The 20,933-nt window shown below is 69.9% G+C and carries 16 protein-coding genes; 2 read left to right on the top strand and 14 right to left on the bottom strand.

The window, feature by feature from the left end; genetic code table 11:
• Positions 1-20: 20 nt before the first annotated feature.
• Positions 21-1,310, bottom strand: a complete 1,290-nt coding sequence (locus FD678_RS08760; RefSeq protein ID WP_140721475.1) for a glycerate kinase type-2 family protein — start codon at positions 1,308-1,310, stop codon at positions 21-23.
• A gap of 22 nt (positions 1,311-1,332) precedes the next feature.
• Positions 1,333-2,661, bottom strand: a complete 1,329-nt coding sequence (locus FD678_RS08755) for an MFS transporter (protein ID WP_140721472.1) — start codon at positions 2,659-2,661, stop codon at positions 1,333-1,335.
• Positions 2,662-2,847: 186 nt separating this feature from the next.
• On the opposite strand from FD678_RS08755, the gene FD678_RS08750 reads away from it, so the two are divergent.
• Complete coding sequence (locus FD678_RS08750) at positions 2,848-4,014, top strand: sugar diacid recognition domain-containing protein (protein ID WP_140721469.1); 1,167 nt, start codon at positions 2,848-2,850, stop codon at positions 4,012-4,014.
• Positions 4,015-4,305: 291 nt separating this feature from the next.
• Complete coding sequence (locus tag FD678_RS08745; protein WP_140721466.1) at positions 4,306-5,685, top strand: trypsin-like serine peptidase; 1,380 nt, start codon at positions 4,306-4,308, stop codon at positions 5,683-5,685.
• 56 nt (positions 5,686-5,741) lie between these two features.
• On the opposite strand, the gene FD678_RS08740 is transcribed toward FD678_RS08745, so the two are convergent.
• The 12 genes from FD678_RS08740 to FD678_RS08685 all read right to left on the bottom strand — a co-directional run bounded on the left by FD678_RS08740 (position 5,742) and on the right by FD678_RS08685 (position 20,928).
• The gene (locus tag FD678_RS08740; protein ID WP_140721463.1) at positions 5,742-6,992 is read right to left on the bottom strand and encodes a flagellar hook-length control protein FliK; all 1,251 of its coding nucleotides are present in this window, start codon (positions 6,990-6,992) and stop codon (positions 5,742-5,744) included.
• Positions 6,989-7,450 carry a flagellar export protein FliJ gene (gene fliJ / locus FD678_RS08735; protein WP_140721460.1) on the bottom strand — a complete coding sequence of 154 codons (462 nt, stop codon included), beginning with the start codon at positions 7,448-7,450 and terminating at the stop codon, positions 6,989-6,991. Before fliJ ends, FD678_RS08740 begins: the two co-directional genes overlap by 4 nt.
• Positions 7,451-7,465: 15 nt before the next feature.
• Positions 7,466-8,848: a flagellar protein export ATPase FliI gene (fliI, locus tag FD678_RS08730; RefSeq protein WP_140721457.1), complete on the bottom strand. Its 1,383-nt coding sequence runs from the start codon at positions 8,846-8,848 to the stop codon at positions 7,466-7,468.
• Between the two features lie 226 nt (positions 8,849-9,074).
• Positions 9,075-9,695, bottom strand: coding sequence for a FliH/SctL family protein (locus FD678_RS08725; RefSeq protein ID WP_140721454.1), 621 nt, complete (start codon positions 9,693-9,695; stop codon positions 9,075-9,077).
• On the bottom strand, positions 9,692-10,702 hold the full coding sequence (gene fliG / locus FD678_RS08720; RefSeq protein WP_218569584.1) for a flagellar motor switch protein FliG: 1,011 nt from the start codon (positions 10,700-10,702) through the stop codon (positions 9,692-9,694). Before fliG ends, FD678_RS08725 begins: the two co-directional genes overlap by 4 nt.
• Positions 10,692-12,428, bottom strand: coding sequence for a flagellar basal-body MS-ring/collar protein FliF (fliF, locus tag FD678_RS08715; RefSeq protein ID WP_140721451.1), 1,737 nt, complete (start codon positions 12,426-12,428; stop codon positions 10,692-10,694). Before fliF ends, fliG begins: the two co-directional genes overlap by 11 nt.
• An 11-nt stretch (positions 12,429-12,439) precedes the next feature.
• On the bottom strand, positions 12,440-12,811 hold the full coding sequence (gene fliE, locus FD678_RS08710) for a flagellar hook-basal body complex protein FliE (RefSeq protein ID WP_140721448.1): 372 nt from the start codon (positions 12,809-12,811) through the stop codon (positions 12,440-12,442).
• Between the two features lie 118 nt (positions 12,812-12,929).
• Positions 12,930-16,367 (bottom strand): glycosyltransferase, encoded by a 3,438-nt coding sequence (locus FD678_RS08705; protein ID WP_256661887.1) that lies wholly within the window; start codon positions 16,365-16,367, stop codon positions 12,930-12,932.
• Positions 16,368-16,874: 507 nt separating this feature from the next.
• On the bottom strand, positions 16,875-18,332 hold the full coding sequence (locus FD678_RS08700; protein ID WP_140721442.1) for a sigma-54 dependent transcriptional regulator: 1,458 nt from the start codon (positions 18,330-18,332) through the stop codon (positions 16,875-16,877).
• A complete protein-coding gene (locus FD678_RS08695) occupies positions 18,329-18,706 on the bottom strand; it encodes a response regulator (RefSeq protein WP_140721440.1) in 378 nt (125 codons plus the stop codon). Before FD678_RS08695 ends, FD678_RS08700 begins: the two co-directional genes overlap by 4 nt.
• Before the next feature lie 15 nt (positions 18,707-18,721).
• The gene (gene rpoN, locus FD678_RS08690) at positions 18,722-20,122 is read right to left on the bottom strand and encodes an RNA polymerase factor sigma-54 (protein WP_140721438.1); all 1,401 of its coding nucleotides are present in this window, start codon (positions 20,120-20,122) and stop codon (positions 18,722-18,724) included.
• A 173-nt stretch (positions 20,123-20,295) separates the two neighbouring features.
• The gene (locus FD678_RS08685; RefSeq protein ID WP_140721436.1) at positions 20,296-20,928 is read right to left on the bottom strand and encodes a response regulator; all 633 of its coding nucleotides are present in this window, start codon (positions 20,926-20,928) and stop codon (positions 20,296-20,298) included.
• Positions 20,929-20,933 lie beyond the last annotated feature (5 nt).

The following is a 20,933-nucleotide window of genomic DNA, read 5'->3' as shown; positions in this document are numbered from 1 at the left end:
GAGGAGCGGATGGCCGTCGCTCAGCGCCCTTCGACCAGGATCGCGCGGAAATCGTTGACGTTGGTCAGCGTGGGGCCGGTGACCACGGCGTCGCCCAGGGCGCCGAAGAAGCCGTGGCCGTCGTTGGCGTCCAGGTGCTCCTTGGGACGCAGGCCCAGCTCCCAGGCGCGGGCCAGGGTGTCCGGCGACAGGTAGGCGCCGGCGATTTCCTCCTGGCCGTCCACGCCGTCGGTGTCGCCGGCCAGCGCATGGATGCCCGGCAGCCCATCGAGCGCGATGCCCAGCGAGAGCAAGAATTCCACATTGCGGCCGCCACGGCCCTGGCCGCGCACGGTGACGGTGGTTTCACCGCCGCTGATCAGCACGCAGGGGGCGGCCATGGGCTGGCCGTGGCGTCGCACCTGGCGGGCCAGGGCCGCCAGCACCTTGCCGACCTCGCGCGATTCGCCTTCGATGCTGTCGCTCAACAGGTAAGGGGTGACGCCGGCTTGACGGGCGACCTCGGCCGCTGCTTCCAGTGCTCGCTGCGGGGTCGCGATGATGTGCGATTGATGGCCGTGCAGGCGCGGATCGTCCGGCTTGACCGATTCGCCGGCGCCGCTTTCCAGCGCGGCCAGGGCGACCGGCGGCAGCGCGATGCCGTAGCGGCGCACGATCGCCAGCGCATCGGCGCAGGTGGTGGGATCGCCGAGGGTGGGGCCGGAGGCGATGTCCTCGGGGTGGTCGCCGGGGATGTCGGAGATCATCAGCGTCACCACCTTGGCCGGATGGCAGGCTGCGGCCAGGCGTCCGCCCTTGATCGCGGACAGGTGGCGGCGCACGCAGTTCATCTCGCGGATGGTGGCGCCGGACTTCAGCAGGTCCTGGTTGATGCGCTGCTTGTCCTCCAGCGTGATGCCTTCGAGCGGCAACGCCAGCAGCGCCGAGCCGCCGCCGGAGATCAGGCACAGCACGGTGTCGTCGGCGCCCAGGCCCTCGACCAGCGCCTTGATGCGCCGCGCGGCCTGCATGCCGGCCGCGTCCGGCACCGGATGCGCGGCCTGGACGATCTCGATGCGCTCGCACGGCACCTCGTAGCCGTAGCGCGTGACCACCAGCCCGTCGAGCGGGCCGTCCCAGTGGGCTTCGACCGCCTGGGCCATCGCCGCGGAGGCCTTGCCGGCGCCGATCACCACCAGCCGCCCCTTCGGCGGGGACGGCAGGTAGGCGGGAATGCAGTGGGCCGGCTGGGCGGCGGCGATGGCGGCCCGGAACATGCGCTCGAGCAGCACGCGCTGGGGCGTCGCATGCCGTGGCGTCGGATCGATCATGGTGGCAGGCGCTCCCGGTGGTTCAACGGTTGACGGTCTTGGCCGGCACGCGCAGCACCAGCAATGCGCCCAGCAGCAATACGGCCGAGAGTATGTACAACGCTACGTCGGTGCCGCCGGTGGCGTCCTTGATCCAGCCCACCAGGAACGGGCTGACGAACCCGGCGACCTGGCCCAGCGAGTTGATCAGCGCCAGCCCGCCGGCGGCGGCCGCGCTGCCGAGGAAGGCGGTAGGCAGCGGCCAGAACATCGGCAGGCCCGACAGCGCGCCCATGGTGGCCAGGGACAGGCCGACGATGGCGAGCACGGCATTGCCGTCGGCCTGGGTGGCGAGCATCAACCCGCACAGGCCCATCAGCAGCGGACCGCTCAGGTGCCAGCGCCGTTCCTTGCGCGCATCGGCCGAACGCCCCACCCAGATCATGAACAGGCATGCGCAGAAGTACGGGATGGCGCTCACCCAGCCGACCGCCAACGGGCTCTGGAAGCCCAGCGACTTGACGATGGTGGGCAGCCAGAAGTTGATCGCGTACACGCCCATCTGGATGCAGAAGTACACCAGCCCCAGCATCCACACGCTGCCGTTGCGCAGCACGCTGGCGAAGGAATCGGTCGATTGCGTGGCCTGGCGGCGCTGGCGCTCGTCCTCGGCGAGTTCGGCCAGCAGCAGGCGTTTCTCGTCCGGGCGCAGCCAGTTGGCCTTCTCGATGCCATCGTTCAGCAGCAGGTAGACCAGCACGCCCAGCGCCATCGTGGGCAGGCCCTGCAGCAGGAACATCCACTGCCAGCCGTCCAGGCCGTGGTGGCCGGCGAAGGTCTCCATCATCCAGCCCGAGAGCGGGCTGCCGAGCACGCCGGAGATCGGGATCGCCGACATGAACAGGCCCATTACCCGGCCGCGCCGCGAGGACGGGAACCACTGCGTGAAGTACAGCACGATGCCCGGAAAGAAACCCGCCTCGAACACGCCGGTGACGAAGCGCAGCACGTAGAATTCGAGCGGCGTGCTGACGAACATCAGCGCCGCCGACGCCGCGCCCCAGGCCACCATCAGCGTGCCGATCACCTTCCGCGCGCCGAGCCGGTGCAGCAGCAGGTTCGCCGGCACGCCGCTGAGCACGTAGCCGATGAAGAAGATGCCCGCGCCCAGGCCGTACACCGTCTCGCTCCATTGCAGCGCGTCGAGCATCTGCAACTTGGCGAAACCGACGTTGACCCGGTCCAGGTAGTTGAACAGGTAACAGACGAAGATGAAGGGGATCAGCCTCAGGGTGATCTTCCCGTAGGCCGCGTCGAGCGTTGCCGGGTCGGCCGGCCGCGACGTGCCGACACCCTCCTCGCGGATGTGCATGGTGGTCTCCTCCCAGAGAATGTGCCGCCCGGTCCGGATGGCGGGGCGGGCACGGGCCATCATAGGGAGGATGGCCGGCGCCTCCATCGGTCGCATGCACAAATAAACATGCCATCATCGGCTAATGATTGTGCATTTCGACGATGACCGCCTGGCCGTGCGGGAGCCCGCCCCGGAGGGGAGCGCATGACCATCGACCCGCAGATCGCGCAGGAAGTCGTGGCGCGCACCATGAAGATCATCCCCTACAACATCAATGTGATGGATGCGCGCGGGATCATCATCGCCAGCGGTACGCCCGAGCGCGTGGGCACCTTGCACGCCGGCGCCCAGCAGGCGCTGGCCCGCGGCGAGGCCGTGGAGATCGGCAACGGGTTGGGCGCCGACGCGCGGGGTACCAAGCCGGGCATCAACCTGCTGATGCGGGGCAGGGGCGAGGTGTGCGGCGTCGTCGGCATCACCGGCGACCCGGACGAGATCCGGCACTTCGCCGAGTTGGTGCGGGTGACCGCGGAAATGATCGTGGAGCAGGCGCTGTTGACCGGCGAGTTGCAGAAGCAGCTGCGCTACCGCGAGGAATTCGTCTTCCAGCTGCTGCGGCCGACCGGCGTCTCCGCCGGGCACATGCAGGCCTGGGCCGCCCGGTTGAAGGTGGACCTGGGCACGCCACACGCCGTCACCGTGCTCAGCCTGCAGGACGGGCCGGCCGCGCCCGATGCGCAGCTCGCCAGCCTGCAGGCGGTGCAGGCTGCGTTGTCCGCACGCTGGCCGGGGCTGTTGCTGGCCGTCACTTCACCGCGGGAGCTGGCGCTGGTGGAGCCATGCGATGCCTCGGGCACGCGCGCGCAGTGCGCCGCGCGCGCGGCGGCGCGGCTGGCTGCGCTGGACAAGGTCGTCGCGCCGCTGCTGCCGCAAGGCTATTCACTCGGCATGGGCGCCGCGCTGGCGGGCTTGGAGGGCGTGGCCGTTTCCTGCCGCACCGCCCGCGACGTGTTGGCAATCGCCCGGGCGCGCAAGCTGAAGACGCACCTGGTCACCTACTACGACCTCAGCCTGCCGGTATTGCTGGCCGACCTGGATGCAGGGTGGAAACATGAGCAGTTGCGCCAGCCGATCGAGCTGCTGGCGCATGGCGACCAGAAGTCCGGCCAGCTGATCAAGACGCTGCGCAGTTGGCTGGCCCACAACCAGAACATGGCCCGCACCGCCGAGGCGCTGCGCATCCATCGCAACACGCTCAACTACCGGCTGCAGCGGATCCAGGAGATCACCGGGCTGGACCTGGACGACATCGACGATCTTTTGCTGCTGTATGTGGGGCTGGCGTTGAGTGTGGAGGGGCAGAGGCGATAAGAGCAGCGCTTGGGTCGGTCTCTTGGGTCTTTGCAGGCGCGGCGCAAGCCGCGGTGAGGCTTTCTCAGGGACGTGCCGATCGCGTCCGATGCCTTCGTGCAGATGCGGCGTCGATCATGCCGGACGTCGCAACCACGAGCGGCGCACTGAGACATTTATTGCACTTGCAACGGGATCAGCCGCACAGCTTCAGCTTCGATCTTTGGATAGCTTCGCTGGACGCCACGGACGTGGCGGACGCCGCCTCTCGCTCTGCGGGGGAATGCCGTTAATCCCAGAGAAGGAATCAAAATGAATCGCAAGAACGCGCTCTACCTTGCTTTGTTCTCCGCACTGTCCGGCACCGCGCTGGCGGCACCGCAGGAGATGAATACCGAACCGGTCACCACCGCGCCCCAGGCCGCCCGGCTTGGCGCGGCCGAGCTGAAGTCCACCACGCTGACCCGCGGCATCATCGCCACCCAAGCGGTGAACCTGGCTGCGCCTTCCAACGCTGAACTGTCGGCGGTCAAGCAGCGCCGTATCCAGCAGGTCAAGCACGGCCAACCGCTGCAGATCGGCTTTGCGCGCGCCGTGGCCCAGCCCACGGTCGAGCTGGGCAAGCTCGACTGGCAGATCGCCGCGGACGGTTCGCGGGTGGCGACGCTGAAGATCACCTCGGCCAACGCCGCCTCGCTGCGCGCGGCGCTGCAACTCAAGGGCACCGGCGCGGGGCGGCCCGAGTTGGTCACGCTGCGCTTCGCCGGTGATGATGGCCGAGTGTTCGAACAGTCCGGCGACAGCTTCGCTGGCGACGAGACAGGCTGGTCGCCGGCCGTGGCCGGAGCGACCTTGCTGGTGGAGATCGAGCTGCCGGCCGGGCAATACCCGGAGAACTTCAGCCTGAAGATCCCGCAGCTCTCGCACCTGGACATCAGCCCGACCGCCAGCACGCGCGACATGCTGCGCATCGCCATCGGCGAGAGCGATTCGTGCCAGAACGACGTGGTCTGCCGCAGCAATCCCAGCACCGGGTTCACCAATGCCGCCAAAGCGGTGGCGCGGATGGTGTTCACCCAAGGCGGCAGTTCCTACCTGTGCACCGGCACCCTGCTCAACAACGGCAACTCGCCTAAGCGGGCGCTGTTCTGGACCGCTGCGCATTGCATCAGCACCCAGACCGTGGCCAATACATTGCAGACCTATTGGTTCTACGATGCGGCCACCTGCAACGGCAACACGGTCAGTTCGGCGGCGGTGACGCTGTCGGGCGGCGCCTACCTGCGGCATGCCAACACTACCCGCGACACCGCGCTGCTGGAACTCAAGAGCGCGCCGCCGAGCGGGGCCTTCTACGCCGGCTGGAATAGCGCCGCGATCGCCGCCACCGGTACCGCGATCGAGGGCATCCACCATCCGTCGGGCGACGTGAAGAAGTACTCGCTGGGCAGCGTGACCGGGCTGTCCACCTCGATCGATGGCAAGTCGCCGCTGTACCGCGTGGTGTGGACCGACGGCACTACTGAAGGTGGTTCCTCCGGCTCGGCCCTGTTCACTACCGCCTCGGGCAACTACCAACTGCGCGGCGGGCTATACGGCGGCTATTCGTATTGCAGTGCGCAGAGCGATCCGGACTACTACTCGCGCTTCTCGGACGTCTACTCGACGATCCAGAGCTACCTGGCGCAGTAGCGCGCGCGACCGCCTGGAATCCGGTCCGATGCATGCGCGCCGGACCGGGTTCCATGTCACGCGTAGGCGTCGAGCAAGCCGTGCTGCCGCAGCGTCGCCGCCGGGATCGCGGTGCCGGCGACGCCGTCCAGCGCGATGTCGTCCGGATGGGGGAGGGCATCGCCGCGTGCGTCCGCCGGGCGCCCCTGCGACTGCTGCCCGCCGACATCGGCGTGCGCGAGCTGGAAGCCGTGTTGCCCCAGCATCTCGCGCAGGCGCGGGATGCTCTGCTCCAGCGCCTGGCGCACGTCGGCGTGGGCACTGGTGAAGTTCGCCTGGACCTTGTCGCCGTCGAGCTGCAGGCGGACTTCGACCGGGCCCAGGTCGTCCGGGGCGATCTTGATATGGGCATGGCCGATCTTCTGGTCGGCCAGCCAGCTCAGGCGCGTGCCGATCGCATCGTCGAAGCCTTCGTGCAGGTGCGGCGCCGGAGTGGGCGAACCGTCGAACACGGCCGCCTCGCCGCGGACCACGCCCGCGTGGCCGGCCGGCGCATGCAGGGTGAACAAGGTGCCGGCATCCGGCGCCTGGGCGCCGCTCGCCTGGCCAGCGACCACGGCATCCGGCTTGCCCGGCGCGAGCTCGGGAACGGCATTCGCCAGCGTGGCGGCGAAGTCCCCGGTGCCCGGCGCGACTGTCGCACCGTGCGCGGGAGTGGGCACAGCGACGGCCGGGCCGGGCTGCAGCGCAGGCGACGCGGGCGCCCGCGCGCCCGTGGCCTGGACGACCGCCGCCTGGGCATCTCCCGGCGGCGTGCCGATGGCACCTGCCGGAGAGGGCTGCACGGCCTGGGGTGCCGCCAGCAGGTTCTCCAGGCCGCCCAGCCCGGCCGGTGGCCAGGGGGCGTCCGCGGCTTGCGAGTCCGTATCGGGGCGGGTGTCGCCCGGCGCTTCGCCATCGGCCGGCGCCTGCGGATCCTGGGCGCGCTCGGTGGTCCGGCGAGGGGAGGCGGTGCGTGCGTCCTCCCGGGCGGAAGCGGCGCGGTTGGGTTCCTGGCCGCGTTCGTCCGGGCGCGACGGACGCGCATCCGTGCGGGGACGGGAGGGAGCGTCGCGCTCGGTGCCGGCCGTTTCGCCGCGGGCCTGTTGTGCATCGCGCGGCGTGCCGGGCGTGGGCAACGTGCGCGGCCGTGGCGCCAGGGGTTGCCGCGGTGGCGCGGGCGACTGCAGCAGGGCCGAGAAATCGCGGCCGTCGTCGTTATGGCCGGTATCGCTCCCGAGCAGGGAACTCGTCCCGAGCCCGGCGATTCCCAACGGCAAGGTCTTCATGGACCTTCTCCGGTTTCGTTGTCGCCGTCGCGGGCGGCGGCGCGGGCACGGCGTGCGCCCAGGTCGTCCAGTTCGCGCTGCTCGCGCCGCCCCATCGCCTGCGCTTCCTGCGCGCGGTAGCTGGCGGCCAGCTGCTCCAGCACCTGCTTCTCGCGGCTGGCCAGCAGCAGCCGGGCGCGTTCGGCCTCGACCTTGCTGCGGTTGAGGTCCACGGTCTGCATCTGCTGCTGCACGGCGCTGTCCAGGCGGTCGAGGAAGGCGCGGCGGTTGGACAGGGCGGCGGCGCTGGTCGCCGCCATCTGGCCGTTGGCGTATTCCTCGGCGTAGCGGCGCAGCTCTTCCAGGCGCGCCACGTGGGTCTCCAGCACGCGCTGGCGCTCGGCCAGGTCGCGGGCGACCTCGTCCTCGTGTTCCTGCGCGCGGCGCAGCAGCGGATCGATGCGGCGGGATTGCATCATGGCGGTGTTTCCTCGTTACGCGACTTCACGTTCGACCAGTTGCTTCAAGGCAGCCAGGCTGTGGGGCAGGTCGGCGGCGCGCGCGACGTCCTGCCCCAGGAACTCGACGATCTCCGGCCAGCGCAGCAACGCTTCGTCGGTGGCCGGATCGTTGCCGCGCTGGTAGGCGCCGATCGCGATCAGGTCGCGGTTGGCGCTGTAGGCCGAGACCAGCCGCTTGAGCTTGCGGATGCGGCCGCGCCAGGCCTCGTCGGCGATGTCCTGGACCACGCGGCTGACCGAGGATTCCACGTCGATCGCCGGGTACAGGCCGGAGTCGGCGACCCGGCGCGAGAGCAGAATGTGGCCGTCGAGGATCGCGCGCGCGGCATCGGCGATCGGGTCCTGCGGGTCGTCGCCCTCGGTCAGCACGGTGTAGAAGGCGGTGATCGAACCACGGCCCTTGGCGCCGTTGCCGGCGCGCTCGACCAGCGCCGGCAGCTTGGCGAACACCGACGGCGGATAGCCGCGCGTGGTCGGCGGTTCGCCGACCGACAGGCCGATCTCGCGCTGGGCCTGGGCGAAGCGGGTCAGCGAGTCCATCAGCAGCAGCACGTTGAGGCCCTGGTCGCGGAACCACTCGGCGATCGCCGTGGCGCGGTAGGCGCCGTGCAGGCGCGCCAGCGGCGGCCGGTCGGCCGGCGCGGCGACCACCACGGCGCGGCGCAAGCCTTCCTCGCCGAGCGTGGTCTCGACGAAGTCGCGCACTTCGCGGCCGCGCTCGCCGATCAGGCCGACCACGATCACGTCGGCGGCGGTGTAGCGGGTCATCATGCCCAGCAGTGTCGACTTGCCGACGCCGGAGCCGGCGAACAGGCCGACGCGCTGGCCGCGACCGATCGGCAGCAGCGCATTGATCGCGCGCACGCCGACGTCGAGCGGCTGCGTGATCGGCTCGCGCGAGAGCGGGTTGATCGAGACGCCGGCCATGCCGGTGCTGCCTTCGCCGCGGATCGGGCCCTTGCCGTCGAGCGGCACGCCGTCGCTGTCGATCACGCGCCCGAGCAGGGCCTCGCCGACCTCGACGCCGCCGCGCTGGCGCGCCGGCACCACGCGGGCATTGGGCAGCAGGCCGTGCAGTTCGGCGCTGGGCATCAGGTAGGTGCGGTCGCCGGCGAAGCCGACCACTTCGGCCTCGACCCAGCCACCGTCCACGACCTCGACCTTGCAGGTCGCGCCCATCGGCGCTTCGCAACCGATCGCCTCCAGCGTCAGGCCGACCGCGCGGCGCAGGATGCCTTCGCGGATCAGGCCGCGCCCGTGCGCGTGGTCCAGCCCGATGCTGCCCAGCCGGGTCGCCAGGCGCAGGTTGCGCGCGGCGAGCCAGTCGGCGGGAGTGGCGCCCATCAGTGCGCTCATGGGGTGGCACCTTTCGTGAGCGGTGAAGCGGAGCGGACGCGGGAGGACAGGGTCGATCGGAATGACGGAAAGGAGATCGCCGTTGCCTTCTCCCGCTCGCGGGAGAAGGTGGCGCGCAGCGCTGGATGAGGGGATTGGCGGTTGTGTGGTGCATGCGCCCATCCGCCCTCCGGGCACCTTCCCCCGCAGGCGGGAGAAGGGACAAGCTCGGCGTGGGTTGTCTTTTTCATACCCTGGCCCCCGACTTGCGCAGTACCGTTTCCAGCGCGGCGCGCAGGCGCGCGTCGAGCGTGCCGTCGATGCGCACGGTCTCGGCGTGCACGCGCAGGTCGCCGCGGCTCAGGCCCATGTCCGGTGCCAGGCGTGCGCCCGACACCAGCGACAGCAGCGGCGTGAGCGCGGCGATGTCGTCCGGGTGCAGGCGCACCTCGACCTCGCGGCTGGCGCCGCCGACCGCATCGATGGCTTCGCTGACCAGGTCCGACAGCAATACGGGATCGGCCTCGTAGGCGCGGCCGACCAGCACGCCGGCGATGCGCACGGCCAGTTCGCCCAATGCGCCGACCACTTCGTTCTCCAGGCGGGCGAGGGGACGGCTGAAGTTGTCGAGAATGCCCTCGATCTGCGCGGTCAGCCGGCGCACCTCCGCCTGGCCCTGCGCATAGCCTTCGACATGGCCGCGCTCGAAGCCCTCCTGGTGCGCCGCGTCCTGGATCGCCTGGATCTCCTCCAGCGTCGGCGGGCGCGGCGGCGGCGCTTCCTCGAACGGGTCCGGCGCGATGTCCGGTTCCGCCGGCTGCGGCGGCAACGCCAGGTCCGGTGCGATCCAGCGCACGACGTTGCTCATATCATCGCCTCCGCGCTGCCGCCGGCGAGCGAGATCGCGCCTTCGTCGGCCAGGCGGCGGACGATGGTGAGGATTTCCTTCTGCGCGGCCTCGACGTCGGACAGCCGCACCGGCCCGCGCGCCTCCATGTCCTCGAGCAGGATCTCGGCGGCGCGCTGGGACATGTTGCGGGTGATCTTGTCGCGGACACGGGCGTCGGCGCCGCGCAAGGCCAGCCCGAGCTTGTCGCCGGACACCTCGCGCAGCAGCGTCTGGATCGCGCGGTCGTCCAGGTCAACCAGGTTGTCGAACACGAACATCTGGTCCTGGATCTTGCCGGCGAGTTCGGCATCGACCTTGCCGATCGCCTGCAACACGCCCTGGTCCTGGCCGGATTCCAGGAAGTTGAGGATGTTCGCGGCGCACTTCACTCCGCCGATGGTCGAGGACTTGAGGTTCTGGTTGCCGGCGAACTGGCGCTCCATGATCTCGTTGAGCTCGCTCAGCGCATTGGGCGGGATGCCGTCGAGCGTGGCGATGCGCAGCAGCACGTCGGCGCGGGTGCGCTCGGGCAGCAGCTTCAGCGCTTCGGCGGCCTGGTCGCTGTCCAGGTGCGCCATCACGATGGCGATGATCTGCGGGTGCTCGTTGCGCACGAGGTCGGCCACCGCGCGCGGGTCCATCCACTTGAGCGTGTCCAGGCCGGTGGTGTTGCGCCCGAGCAGGATGCGGTCGATCAGGCCGCTGGCCTTCTCGGCGCCGAGCGCCTGGATCAGCACGTTGCGGATGTAGTCGTCGGCGCCCACGCCCAGCGAGGTCTTGCCGGCGAGTTCGCCGTTGAAATCGTCCATCACCTGCTCGACCTGCTCGCGGGTGATCCCGGACATGGTCGCCATGGCGATGCCGATCTTCTGCACCTCCTTGGGTTCCATGTGCTTGAGCACCTCGGCCGCATCGGCCTCGCCGAGCGAGAGCAGCAGCACGGCGGCGCGCTGCACGCCGGTCAGGGGCTGCGCGTCAGGCTTCATTGGCCACCCATCCCTTCACGACCTGGGCCACGCGCTTGGAATCGGCCTTGACCGCCTCGCGCGCCTGGCGCAGGCGGTCCTCGTAGGCATCCGACGGCAGGGCGATGGCTTCCTTCCGCTTGTCCGCGGCGAGCTGCGCGGTGTCCTCGGCCAAGCCCGACAGCAACCCTTCGCCGTCCTCGTCGAGCATGCGCACGTCGGCGAGCTGTGGTTCGCGGCGGCCGTCCGCCTCGTCCTTGCGCCGGGCCGGCATCGCGCCGGCCAGCTGGCGCAGGGTGGGGCGCAGCACGCCGAAGGCGAGCACCAGCACCACCAGCGCGCCGACGCCCAGGCGCAGCCAGTTCTGCACGCGCGGGTCTTCCCACCAGGCCGGGCCTTCCTCGGCCATGGGCTTCTCGCGCACGAACGGCGCGTTCATCACCGACACCGTGTCGCCGCGATCGGCGTCGAAACCCACCGCCTGCTTCACCAGGGCCTCGATCCGGGTCAGCTCGGCCGCGCTCAGCGCCTGTTCGGTGATCTTGCCGTCGCTGCCCGGCCGCGGCACATGATCGACCAGCACCGCCACCGACACGCGCTTGATGCGGCCGGCCGGTTGGCGGGTGTGCTGCAGGGTGCGGTCCAGCTCGTAGTTGCGGGTGGCGCTCCGAGAACTCTCGGTCGGATTGGCCGCGGCGGCCTGCTGCGCCTGCGCCGCGGCGGGAGCGGCGCCATTGCCGGCATTGGCCGGGGCCGGCGCGCCGGCCTGGCCGGGCGGGGTGTTGCTGGCGGCGCCGGGCACGCCCTGCGGGCCGGGCACGTTGGAGCTGTTCTCGCTGACCTGTTCGCTGCGCAGCTTCGGCGGCTCGCCGTTGTACAGCTCGCGCGCTTCCTCGACCACCGAGAAGTCCATGTCCACGTTCACTTCCGGATTGACGCGGCCGGGGCCGGTCATCGGTTCGAGCAGTTCGCGGATGCGCTGGCCGTAGGACTGCTCCTGGCGGCGCACCTGCTCGAACTGCGCCGCGTTCATCGCCGCGTCGCTGTTGGGATCGGCGATGGTGAGCATGCGGCCGCTCTGGTCGACCACGGTGACGCGTTCCGGCGCGAGATCGGGGATGGAGGAGGCGACCAGGTGCACGATCGCATCGACCTGGTTGCGTTCCAGGGTCTGGCCGCCGCGCAGTTCCAGCACCACCGAGGCGCTGGCGACGTCGCGCTGGCGGGTGAAGGCGCTCGGCTTTGGGATCGCGAGGTGCACGCGCGCGTCGCGGACCGGGCGCAGCGTGGTGATGGTGCGCACCAGTTCGGTTTCGAGCGCGTGTTGGTAGCGCGCGTTCTCGACGAACTGGCTGACGCCGAAGCCGGGATCCTTTTCCATCAGCTCGAAGCCGAGCCTGCCGCTGTCGGTCAGGCCGGAACCAGCGAGCTTGAGCCGCGCGTCGTGCAGGTTGGCCTCGGGCACGGTGATCGCACCGGTGGCCGGGTCGATCTTGAACGGGATCTTGGCGGTGCGCAGCAGGTCGGTGGCCTCGGCCGTGGCCTTCTCGTCCAGGCCGGTATAGAGCGGCGTGTAGGCCGGCTTCTGCGACCAGAAGAACACCGCGAGTCCGGCCGCCACGGCAATGGCGACCATCGCCATCAGGCCGAGCCGGCGGGTGATCTGCAGGCTCTGGATGCGGTCGAACCACGCCCCGGCCTTCTCCGAGGTGTTGGCGAGGTTTTCCTTGCTCAGTGCGAGTGCCATCGCCTAGACCCTTACAGCGGCATGTTCATGACGTCCTGGTAGGCCTGGACGAGTCGATTGCGGACTTCCACGGTGGCGCGGAAGGCGATGGATGACTGCTGGGCGGCGACCATGACCTTGGCCAGGTCCGCGCTGGGATCGCCCATTTCGAACGCCTTGGCCAGCGCTCCGGACGCCTGCTGCGCCTGGTTCACGCCGCTGAGCGCGCCGCGCAAGGTCTCGGTGAAGCTGGGCGCAGCGGTGGCCTGCACGCCGTCCGGCCCCGGCAGGCCCTGGATGGCATTGCCGCGCGCGACGTCGCCGGTCGCCGTGGCGCCCGCCTGGCCGATCTGGCCCTGGTAACTGCGGATCTGCGAAAGGATCGAGGAAATGGAATCGCTCATCGGAATGACCATGCCGGTGGGGCACGGTCATTCATGCAAGCGGCGTGCCGGAATCGCGCCGGGATTCCGGCGGGGCCCGCATGGGATGGCGGGCTCGCCACGGCACGCGGCCATGGCCTCACCCCGGCAGCCACTGGGCCAGCCAGGCTTGGGCCTTGGTTTGGTCGAGCATCCAGTCGCGATGGATCGCCTCGCGCAATGCATCGCCCGCCTTCGCGGCCGCGTCCAGGTCGTGGACATGCATGCGGATGGCGTCCACCCAGTCGCGGAACCGGGGCTTGACCCGGGTCACGGGCAGGTCGCACTGGTACGGGCGCACGTCGCTGCATACCACCGGAAAACCGCAGGCGCCCAGCTCGAGCAGCCTGAGATTGCTCTTGCACTGGTTGAACAGATTGTCCTCCAGCGGCGCCAGGGCCAGGTCCAGGTTCAACGAGGCCAGTTTTGCCGGGTAGTCTTCGATCGGGACGCCAGGATGGAACTCGTGGACGTACGGGCGGATTCCGTCCGGGCACATGCCGAAGAACACCCATTCGACCTCGTCGGCCAGCGCCGCGACCACGTCGGCGATCATCTCCAGATCCCCGCGGTGGCCTGCGCCGCCGCCCCAGCCGACCCTTGGCTTGCGTCCCTGGCGGCGCAAGCCTTTCGCCTGGCCCCACCACGGCAGCGGCAGGCGGTTCTCGACCACCCGGATGTCCCGGTGCAGGCCGTCCAATGCCTCGGCCAGGGCCGGCGTGGAGACGATGAAGCGGTCCACCAGCGTCAACGCCTTGCGCATGGTCTTGAGAATGTCCTTGGGCAAGGTCCCGTAGTGGGCGCTCTTCCTGGGAACGTTGGGCAGGTAGTCGTCCAGTTCGGCGACCTTGAAGCAACCATTGAAGCGGATCACGCGCTTTTGTTGCTCGATCTGTTGTTCGGTCATCTGCCGCTGCAGCACCAGCGTGTCCGGGGCGAGCCGCTCCATCTCGACAGGCGAAAGGTAGCGATGGCTGACGATGCCCTCGGCCAGGCCGAACTCCTCGATCGCGCGGACCGGCTGGATGATGCGGTAATGGCCGCAACCCGCCTGGTCGGCCGGGCAGGCCAGCACCACCGGCAACGGGCGCCAACCCAGCGGGCGCCAGTTGAGCTGGGACTCCGTCTGCACCTGGAACGCCGCGCCGTTGAGGGTGAGGTTCCGGTTGTAGGCCGGATCGCGGGCGATCGTCGGCAGCCAGCGCTCGTAAAGCCGGTCCTGGTCGGCGACGGCGCTCCGGGCCTTTTCCTGGATGCTGCGCGTATCGACCCGCGCCAGGCTGGCGCCGCCCTCGTGCATCAGCAGCGCATGCGGCGTCCACACGACCAGATAGCCGGCCGCGCGCACCTTCAGGCACAGGTCCACGTCGTTGCCCGACACCTCGAAGCCGGTTTCGTCCAGCCCGCCGACCTGCTCGTAGAGCGATTTGCGGATCATCAGGCAGGCTCCGCTGACCGCGCTGTAGTTCTGGTCCACCTGCAGGCGGTACATGTAGCCAGGGGCGTCCAGGGGTTGGCCGGCGAAGGGATGCTCCTTGGGCGAACTCAGGCCCAGCACCATCCCGGCGTGCTGGATGCGCCCGTCGGGGTGCAGGAGCTTGGCGCCGACGACCCCGACTTCCGGGCGCTGGGCATGGTTGAGCAACGCGTCCAGCCAGTCCGCCTGCAGCACGGCGGTGTCGTTGTTCAACAACAACAGGTACTCGCCGCGTGCGTGGCGTGCGGCCAGGTTGTTCATCGCCGAGTGATCGAATGGGTGCGGATAGCGCAATACCCGCAGCTGCGGGTTGCCCATCGCCTCGATGCCGTCCAACCAGGTGCAGGCATCGGCCTGGGTGCTGCCGTTGTCGACGATCAGCACTTCGTAGTTCTCGTAGGCGGTCTTCTCGAGCAGGCTTTCCACGCAGCGCGACAGCATCCCGAACTGGTCGCGGGTGGGAATGATGATCGAGACGCCCGGGCGCGCCTGGTGGCCATAGTCGATGCGATAGCAGCCGGGCCGGGTCGGTTCGACCCGCGCTCGCTCGTAGCCGCGATTGCGCAGGTGGTCCTCGATGGCATCCAGTTCCTGCCGCCGGGTCTCGATCCGTTGCGGCGGAACCGCCAGCAGGGGCTCGTGGACATGGCCAAGGCCTTCGATGCCGCCGTGTTCGATCAGCCGCAACAGCAGGTCCAGTTCGGCGGCTTCCGCGCGGGCCGGATCCAGTCCGCCCGCATCGAGGAATACGTCGCGCCGGAACAACCAGTGCCGCGACATGCCGGCGGGCATCGACAGCAACAGGTCGAGATTGAAATCCGGCCGGAACAGGGCCACCTGTTCGCCGTCGTCCTTGCGCATCATCTCGTCGGCGTAGACCGCGCGGATGTCGGAGGCGTCGAGCAGTTCCAGCGCGATCGCCGGCAGTCCGAACCGGGTGAACGCTTCGCCGGCATCGACGATCAGCAGCCAATCGCTTCCGGTGGTGCGGGCGACCCGGTTGATCGCTGCGATCTCGCCGTCCTCGCCCACGGCGATCGAACGCAGGCCGGCAAGCCTGGACGGCGGGGGAAACGCCTCGCCGTCGCCGAGCACGAACACGTCGGGCGCCATGCCTTCGAGCAGGCAGGCTTCCAGGCTCTCCAGGGTCGACCGCAGGCCCTGGCCGTCGGTTCCGGCGCCGCGCACCACGATGGCGAAAGAGACCGGCGCCGGATACGACGCCAGCCGCCGTTCGATCCACCGGGCTTGCGCTGGCGAGGGGACCCGGGCCGCCAGCCATTCCGACACGCTGGCGCGGTTCAATCCCCACGAGGCAAGCAATTGCTGCCGGTGGCCATCGAGGCTCGCGCTGCCCGGCCCAGGATGGCGGCGATAGATCTCCTGCAGCAAGGCCGGGAAGTTCTTGCGCTCGCGCCCCTGCAAATGGTCCCCGTCGGCCGACATGTCGCGGACGCGGACCTCGGCGGTCACCGTCGGCACGTGCACGAAGCGGCGGTTCGCCAGCAGCCGCAGGAGCATGTCCCAGTCCTCGTAGGCCGCCAGGCCTTCGTCGAACTCGCCGACCGCGGCGATGGCCTCGCGCGGATGGGCCCAGGTATTGACCGGGATGTAGTTGGCGGTGAGCAGGCGTTCCGGATCGAAGTCGTCGTGCCGGTAAGGCATGCTCCGGCCCTGCTCGATGCGCTTGCCGTCCCGGACGACCTCCTGGACGTACTCGGCATCGGTATAGGCGACGCAATCGGGATCGCGCTCGAACGCCTCGGCGAGGGTGGCCAGGTGGTGCGGCAGGTACAGGTCGTCGTCGTCCAGGTAGGCGACATAGCGTCCGCTGGCCTGCCTGAGGCCGGCATTGCGCGCCGCCGAAATGCCCCGGTTGCGTCCCTGGCGGATATAGGTCACGGGGAAATCGCAGGCAGCGAGCAGATGCTCGACCGGTGCGCCGTGGTCGTTGACCAGGATGACCTCGAAATCGCGCAGCGTCTGCCGGCCCAGGCTGTCGAGCGCGTCCCTGAGCAGGTGGGGCCGATTGTAGGTGGTGAGGATGATCGAGAATTTCATGATGTCTTGCGCGGGATGCCCATCGCTCTCGGCGATGGACATCCGCACGGGCGTCGGCAGTTCTTGGCGGGCGGGCATGTCCGGCGCGTGGCGGGCTCGTTGGCTTCGGTCGTCGCCATCCAGCCGCCATTGCGCATGCGCACGGGGCTGGGGCCCGGCAACTGCATTCGGGGGGGCGACATTCATTTCGGTTCGTCCTCGTTCATGGAAGCCGCTCGCGCGGATGCCTTGAGGAAGCAAGAACCGTTCCGGAAACAGGGCAGCGGCCCCGGTCGGGCGCGTGCCTGGCCGGGGCGATGTGCCGGGCACGTGGGGCGATTCAGCAGGCCCGCTGGCGGTCGGCCATCGCACAAGCGAGCGCGGGTATCGAAGGCTTCTGGCGCACGTGCGGCATCGGCCCGTGAAGCATCTGGCGATCCCGGCGCATTGCGTGCCGGCCGCTTTCCCGCGCAGGTCTGGGCATGGGCTCGCCGGCGCTCCCGGCGGGCCGTCTCCGGGCAAGCGCGGTCAGTTCGTCAGTTCGGTCTGCTCGCGGTCGATCCCGTACTTGCGCAGCTTCTCCACCAGGGTGGTGCGGCGCAGGCCCAGCAGCTGGGCGGCGTGGGCGACCACGCCCTGGGTGCGCTGCAACGCCTCGTTGATCAGGGCGAGTTCGATGTTCGCCATGTGGTCGCGCAGGTCGATGCCGTCCTCGGGCAGGCTCGTCGCGGCGGCGGGAGGCTCGCGGGTCGATGCCGTCTCGCCGCCGGCCGGGGCGGCGGGCTCGGCGGCCGGTGCCGTCGCGGGTTCCTCCACCGGGGTCGCCTTGAAATCGCCGCGGTAGCGCGCGGGCAGGTCCTGCACCCGCACCAGGCCGCCCGGATGCAGCACCGCCAAGCGCTCGACCAGGTTGGTCAGCTCGCGCACGTTGCCCGGCCAGTCGTACCCGCGCAGCGCCTGCAGCGCCTCGTCGGCGAAGCGGACCTCGCCGCGGCCGGTGCGCGCCAGCTGCGCGGCGATGGTCTGCACCAGCATCGGCAGGTCGTCGGCACGGTCGCGCAATGCCGGCATTTCGATCGGGAACACGTTGAGCCGGTAGAACAGGTCCTCGCGGAACTGGCCTTCGCCGATGCGGGCTTCCAGGTCGCGGTGGGTGGCGGCGATCACGCGCACGTTGCAGCGGATGGTCTGGTGGCCGCCGACGCGCTCGAAGCTGCGCTCCTGCAGCACGCGCAGCAGCTTGACCTGCATCGGCAGGCTCATGTCGCCGATCTCGTCCAGCAGCAGGGTGCCGCCCTCGGCCATTTCGAAGCGGCCCTTGCGCGCGCTCAGTGCGCCGGTGAAGGCGCCTTTCTCGTGGCCGAACAGCTCGCTTTCGAGCAGGTCCGGCGGGATCGCGCCGCAGTTGATCGCCACGAACGGGCCGTCGCGTCGCGGCGACTGCTGGTGGATCGCGCGGGCGACCACTTCCTTGCCGGTGCCGGACTCGCCCAGCACCAGCACGGTGGTGTCGAACGGGGCGACCTGGTCGATCAGCCGGCGCAGCCTGACCACCGCCTCGCTGTTGCCGGTCGGGCCGCTGGGCTCCTGCGCGCCGGCCTGGTGCTCGGCATCCAGCCGCTTCAGGCTGGCCCGGCGCAACAGGGCCTCGAGCTGGGCATGGCGCAACGGCGTCTCCAGCGGCCAGACATTGGCCTCGTGCATGCGATGGGCCGCGGCGAACGCCTGCGCGTCGCCGTCCATCAGCATCACCGGCGGCGGCAGCTTGGTGCCGGCCAGCCAGTCGAAGAACGCGTCGGCCTGCGCGGCGTCCTCGGCCGAGCCGACCATCACCGCCATCCATTCGTCGCCGCGGTGGCGGCCGGGGCTCAGGTCGGCGCCATCGCTGACCCAGCGCGGGTTGAAGTCCATGAACTCGAGCAGCGAGATGGTCCGCTCGGCGCGGACGGCGTCGCTGTCGATCAGCAGGATGCGCGATTCGCTCATGGACGCATCCCGGTCAACCCCTCCAGGATCGGCATGACTTCCTGGATGTAGGACAGTTTGCTGACGAAGTTGTCGGCACCGGCGCGCAGGGCGTGCTCGCGGTGCTCGGCATCGTCGAAGTGGCTGGCGATCACGATGTAGGGCGGGTCGTCCTGGGTCTTGATCAGGCGGGTGGCCTGCAGGCCGCCCATTTCCGGCATCGCCAGGTCCATGAGCACCACCTTGGGGCGCAGCGCCTCGGAGCGCTCGATGGCCTCCAGGCCGTTGGCGGCGCTGCCGACGACATCCAGCCACTCGATCTTGCGGAAATGCCGCATCGCCGCGTTGATGAAGCCTTCGTGGTCGTCGACCAGCAGGACGGTCAGCTTGCTCATGTCAGTTCCTTTTGCTCATCCCGCGCGTGCCAGCAGCGGCTTGGTGTTGCGGCGGCGCTCGCGCGCGGGTGCGATGTCGAGTTGCTCGCGGTACTTGGCCACCGTCCTGCGCGCAATATTAACGCCTTGGCGGGCCAGCAGGCCGGCGATGGCCTCGTCGGCGAGCGGCCGGCCGGCCGGTTCGCTCTCGATCAGGCGCTTGACCATGGCCTTCACGGCGGCTCCGGAGACGCTCGCGCCCTCCAGCCGCACCGCGAAGAAATGCTTCAGTTCGAAGGTGCCGCGCGGGGTCTGCAGGTACTTTCCGGTGGTGATGCGCGAGACCGTCGATTCGTGCATGCCGATCGCGTCGGCGATCTCCTTCAGCGTCAGCGGCGCCATCGCCTCCTCGCCGCGGGCCAGGAACGCCGCCTGCCGCTCGACGATGGCGCGGGTGGCGCGCAACAGCGTCTCGTAGCGCATCGACAGGCCGCGGGTGAGCCAGCGCGCCTCCTGCAGCATCTCGCGCATGGCGGGCGAGGCGTCGGCATCGGCCAGGGCGCGCTCGTAGCCGGGGTGGATCCCGACCCGGTGCGTGGTGGCCGGGTTCAGCGCCACGCGCCACTGGCCGTCGGCGTGCCAGGCGACCACGTCGGGGATCACGTGGCCGTGGTCGCCGGCCAGCGTGTCCTCGCCCGGGCGCGGGCGCAGCGACAGGATCAGGCGCACCGCTTCGCGCACGTCCGCTTCCTCGGCATCGAGGCGGCGGGCGAGGGCGGGGTAATCGTGGCCGGCCAGCAGGTCGAGGCCGTCGGCGAGGATGCGGGTCGCCAGGGGCCGCGCGGCGACCGGCCCGGGCAGCGCCGACAGCTGGGCCAGCAGGCACTCGCGCAGGTCCGCCGCGGCCAGGCCGGCCGGTTCGCCGTGCAGCAGGCGCTGGCGGATCGCCTCGACGCGTTCGCCCGGCAGGTCGTGGCGGGCCGAGGCGAGCAGGGCGAGGGGCTCGCGCGCCTCCTGCAGGTAGCCGGCCTCGTCGGTGTGTTCCAGCCAGAACGCGGCGACCGCAAGTTCGCGCTCGTCCAGTTCCAGCGCCAGTGCCTGCAGCACGCGCAGGTGCAGGTCGGTGGACTCGCCCGCGGCGATGTGCTGCAGGCGGTCGTCCTCGCCGCCGTTCCAGCTGGCGCCTGCCACGTCCCACATCGAGCCCTCCGGAAGCTCGTCGAAGGCCGCCGTCTCCAGTGCCGCCCCGGCGGCATCGCCCTGCTCGGGCGCCTCGTCGCCGGGCTCTTCCAGTTCCAGCAGGGGGTTGGTCTCCAGGGCACGCCGGATTTCCAGCTCCAACTGCAACCCATCCAGTTGCAGCAGGCGGATCGACTGCAGCAGTTGCGGGGTGAGGTGGAGCTGTTGGCCCAGCTGGGCGGAAATGGTCGGCTTCATGCAAGGTCCCCATGGTGCGACGGCACGCCGTGGAATGCATCTTGCATGTGGATGCGTCGGGGATTTAATCGGGAGTTCTTGCAGGAGGTGAGGTAGAATTCCCTACGTCGTGTAAGGAATTTCCCTACAAGGCATCCAGAAGTGTGATGGGCGCCGATTTGCCGGCGCGGCAGTCAGGTCAGCTCGCCGTGGTGCCGGGCGGCCAGCAGCACCAGATCGTTGGCGCGACGGCAACCCAGCGATTCCATCATCCGCGCCCGATGGGTCTCCACGGTCTTGACGCTGATGCCCAGGTCCGCGGCGATCTCCTTGTTGCTCTGGCCGCGCCCGATCTCGCGCAGGATCTCGCGCTGGCGCGGGGACAGGGCCGCGATGCCGACCGGCTTCTCGCGGCCGAGCAGCGGGGCGATCATCTTCGAGGAGATCTGCGGGCTCAGGAACACCTGGCCGGCGGTGGCGGCACGCAGGGCGAGTTCGAGTTCGAGCGGGGCGGCGTCCTTGACCACGAAGCCGATCGCGCCGCGGTCGAGCGCGTCGCGCACGTGCGCCGGGTCGTCGTGCATCGACATCATCACGATGCGGGTGCGGGGCACGGCGCGCAGCACGTCGCTCATCGCGTCCAGGCCGCTGCGTCCCGGCAGCGAGAGGTCCATCAGCACCACGTCGGGGCGGTGCAGGGTGGCCAGGTCGAGCGCCTGCTGGGCGTTGCTGGCCTCGGCGACGACATCGATGCCGGCGAAACCCTGCAGCAGGCGCGACAGTCCTGCGCGCACCAGCGTGTGATCGTCGACGATGATGACTCGCACGGTCG

Source organism: Pseudomonas sp. Hp2 (genome assembly GCF_006386585.1).
GTDB lineage: Bacteria > Pseudomonadota > Gammaproteobacteria > Xanthomonadales > Xanthomonadaceae > Pseudomonas_S > Pseudomonas_S boreopolis.
The sequence above is the reverse complement of the archived record's forward strand: the minus strand, read 5'-3'. Positions and strand labels throughout refer to the sequence as shown.

Bases quoted from the DNA above. Each gene is read 5' to 3' on its own strand.
- FD678_RS08760 (WP_140721475.1), bottom strand. From the start codon at position 1,310: ATGATCGATCCGACGCCACGGCATGCGACGCCCCAGCGCGTGCTGCTC.
- FD678_RS08755 (WP_140721472.1), bottom strand. From the start codon at position 2,661: ATGCACATCCGCGAGGAGGGTGTCGGCACGTCGCGGCCGGCCGACCCG.
- FD678_RS08750 (WP_140721469.1), top strand. From the start codon at position 2,848: ATGACCATCGACCCGCAGATCGCGCAGGAAGTCGTGGCGCGCACCATG.
- FD678_RS08745 (WP_140721466.1), top strand. From the start codon at position 4,306: ATGAATCGCAAGAACGCGCTCTACCTTGCTTTGTTCTCCGCACTGTCC.
- FD678_RS08740 (WP_140721463.1), bottom strand. From the start codon at position 6,992: ATGAAGACCTTGCCGTTGGGAATCGCCGGGCTCGGGACGAGTTCCCTG.
- fliJ (WP_140721460.1), bottom strand. From the start codon at position 7,450: ATGATGCAATCCCGCCGCATCGATCCGCTGCTGCGCCGCGCGCAGGAA.
- fliI (WP_140721457.1), bottom strand. From the start codon at position 8,848: ATGAGCGCACTGATGGGCGCCACTCCCGCCGACTGGCTCGCCGCGCGC.
- FD678_RS08725 (WP_140721454.1), bottom strand. From the start codon at position 9,695: ATGAGCAACGTCGTGCGCTGGATCGCACCGGACCTGGCGTTGCCGCCG.
- fliG (WP_218569584.1), bottom strand. From the start codon at position 10,702: ATGAAGCCTGACGCGCAGCCCCTGACCGGCGTGCAGCGCGCCGCCGTG.
- fliF (WP_140721451.1), bottom strand. From the start codon at position 12,428: ATGGCACTCGCACTGAGCAAGGAAAACCTCGCCAACACCTCGGAGAAG.
- fliE (WP_140721448.1), bottom strand. From the start codon at position 12,811: ATGAGCGATTCCATTTCCTCGATCCTTTCGCAGATCCGCAGTTACCAG.
- FD678_RS08705 (WP_256661887.1), bottom strand. From the start codon at position 16,367: ATGAAATTCTCGATCATCCTCACCACCTACAATCGGCCCCACCTGCTC.
- FD678_RS08700 (WP_140721442.1), bottom strand. From the start codon at position 18,332: ATGAGCGAATCGCGCATCCTGCTGATCGACAGCGACGCCGTCCGCGCC.
- FD678_RS08695 (WP_140721440.1), bottom strand. From the start codon at position 18,706: ATGAGCAAGCTGACCGTCCTGCTGGTCGACGACCACGAAGGCTTCATC.
- rpoN (WP_140721438.1), bottom strand. From the start codon at position 20,122: ATGAAGCCGACCATTTCCGCCCAGCTGGGCCAACAGCTCCACCTCACC.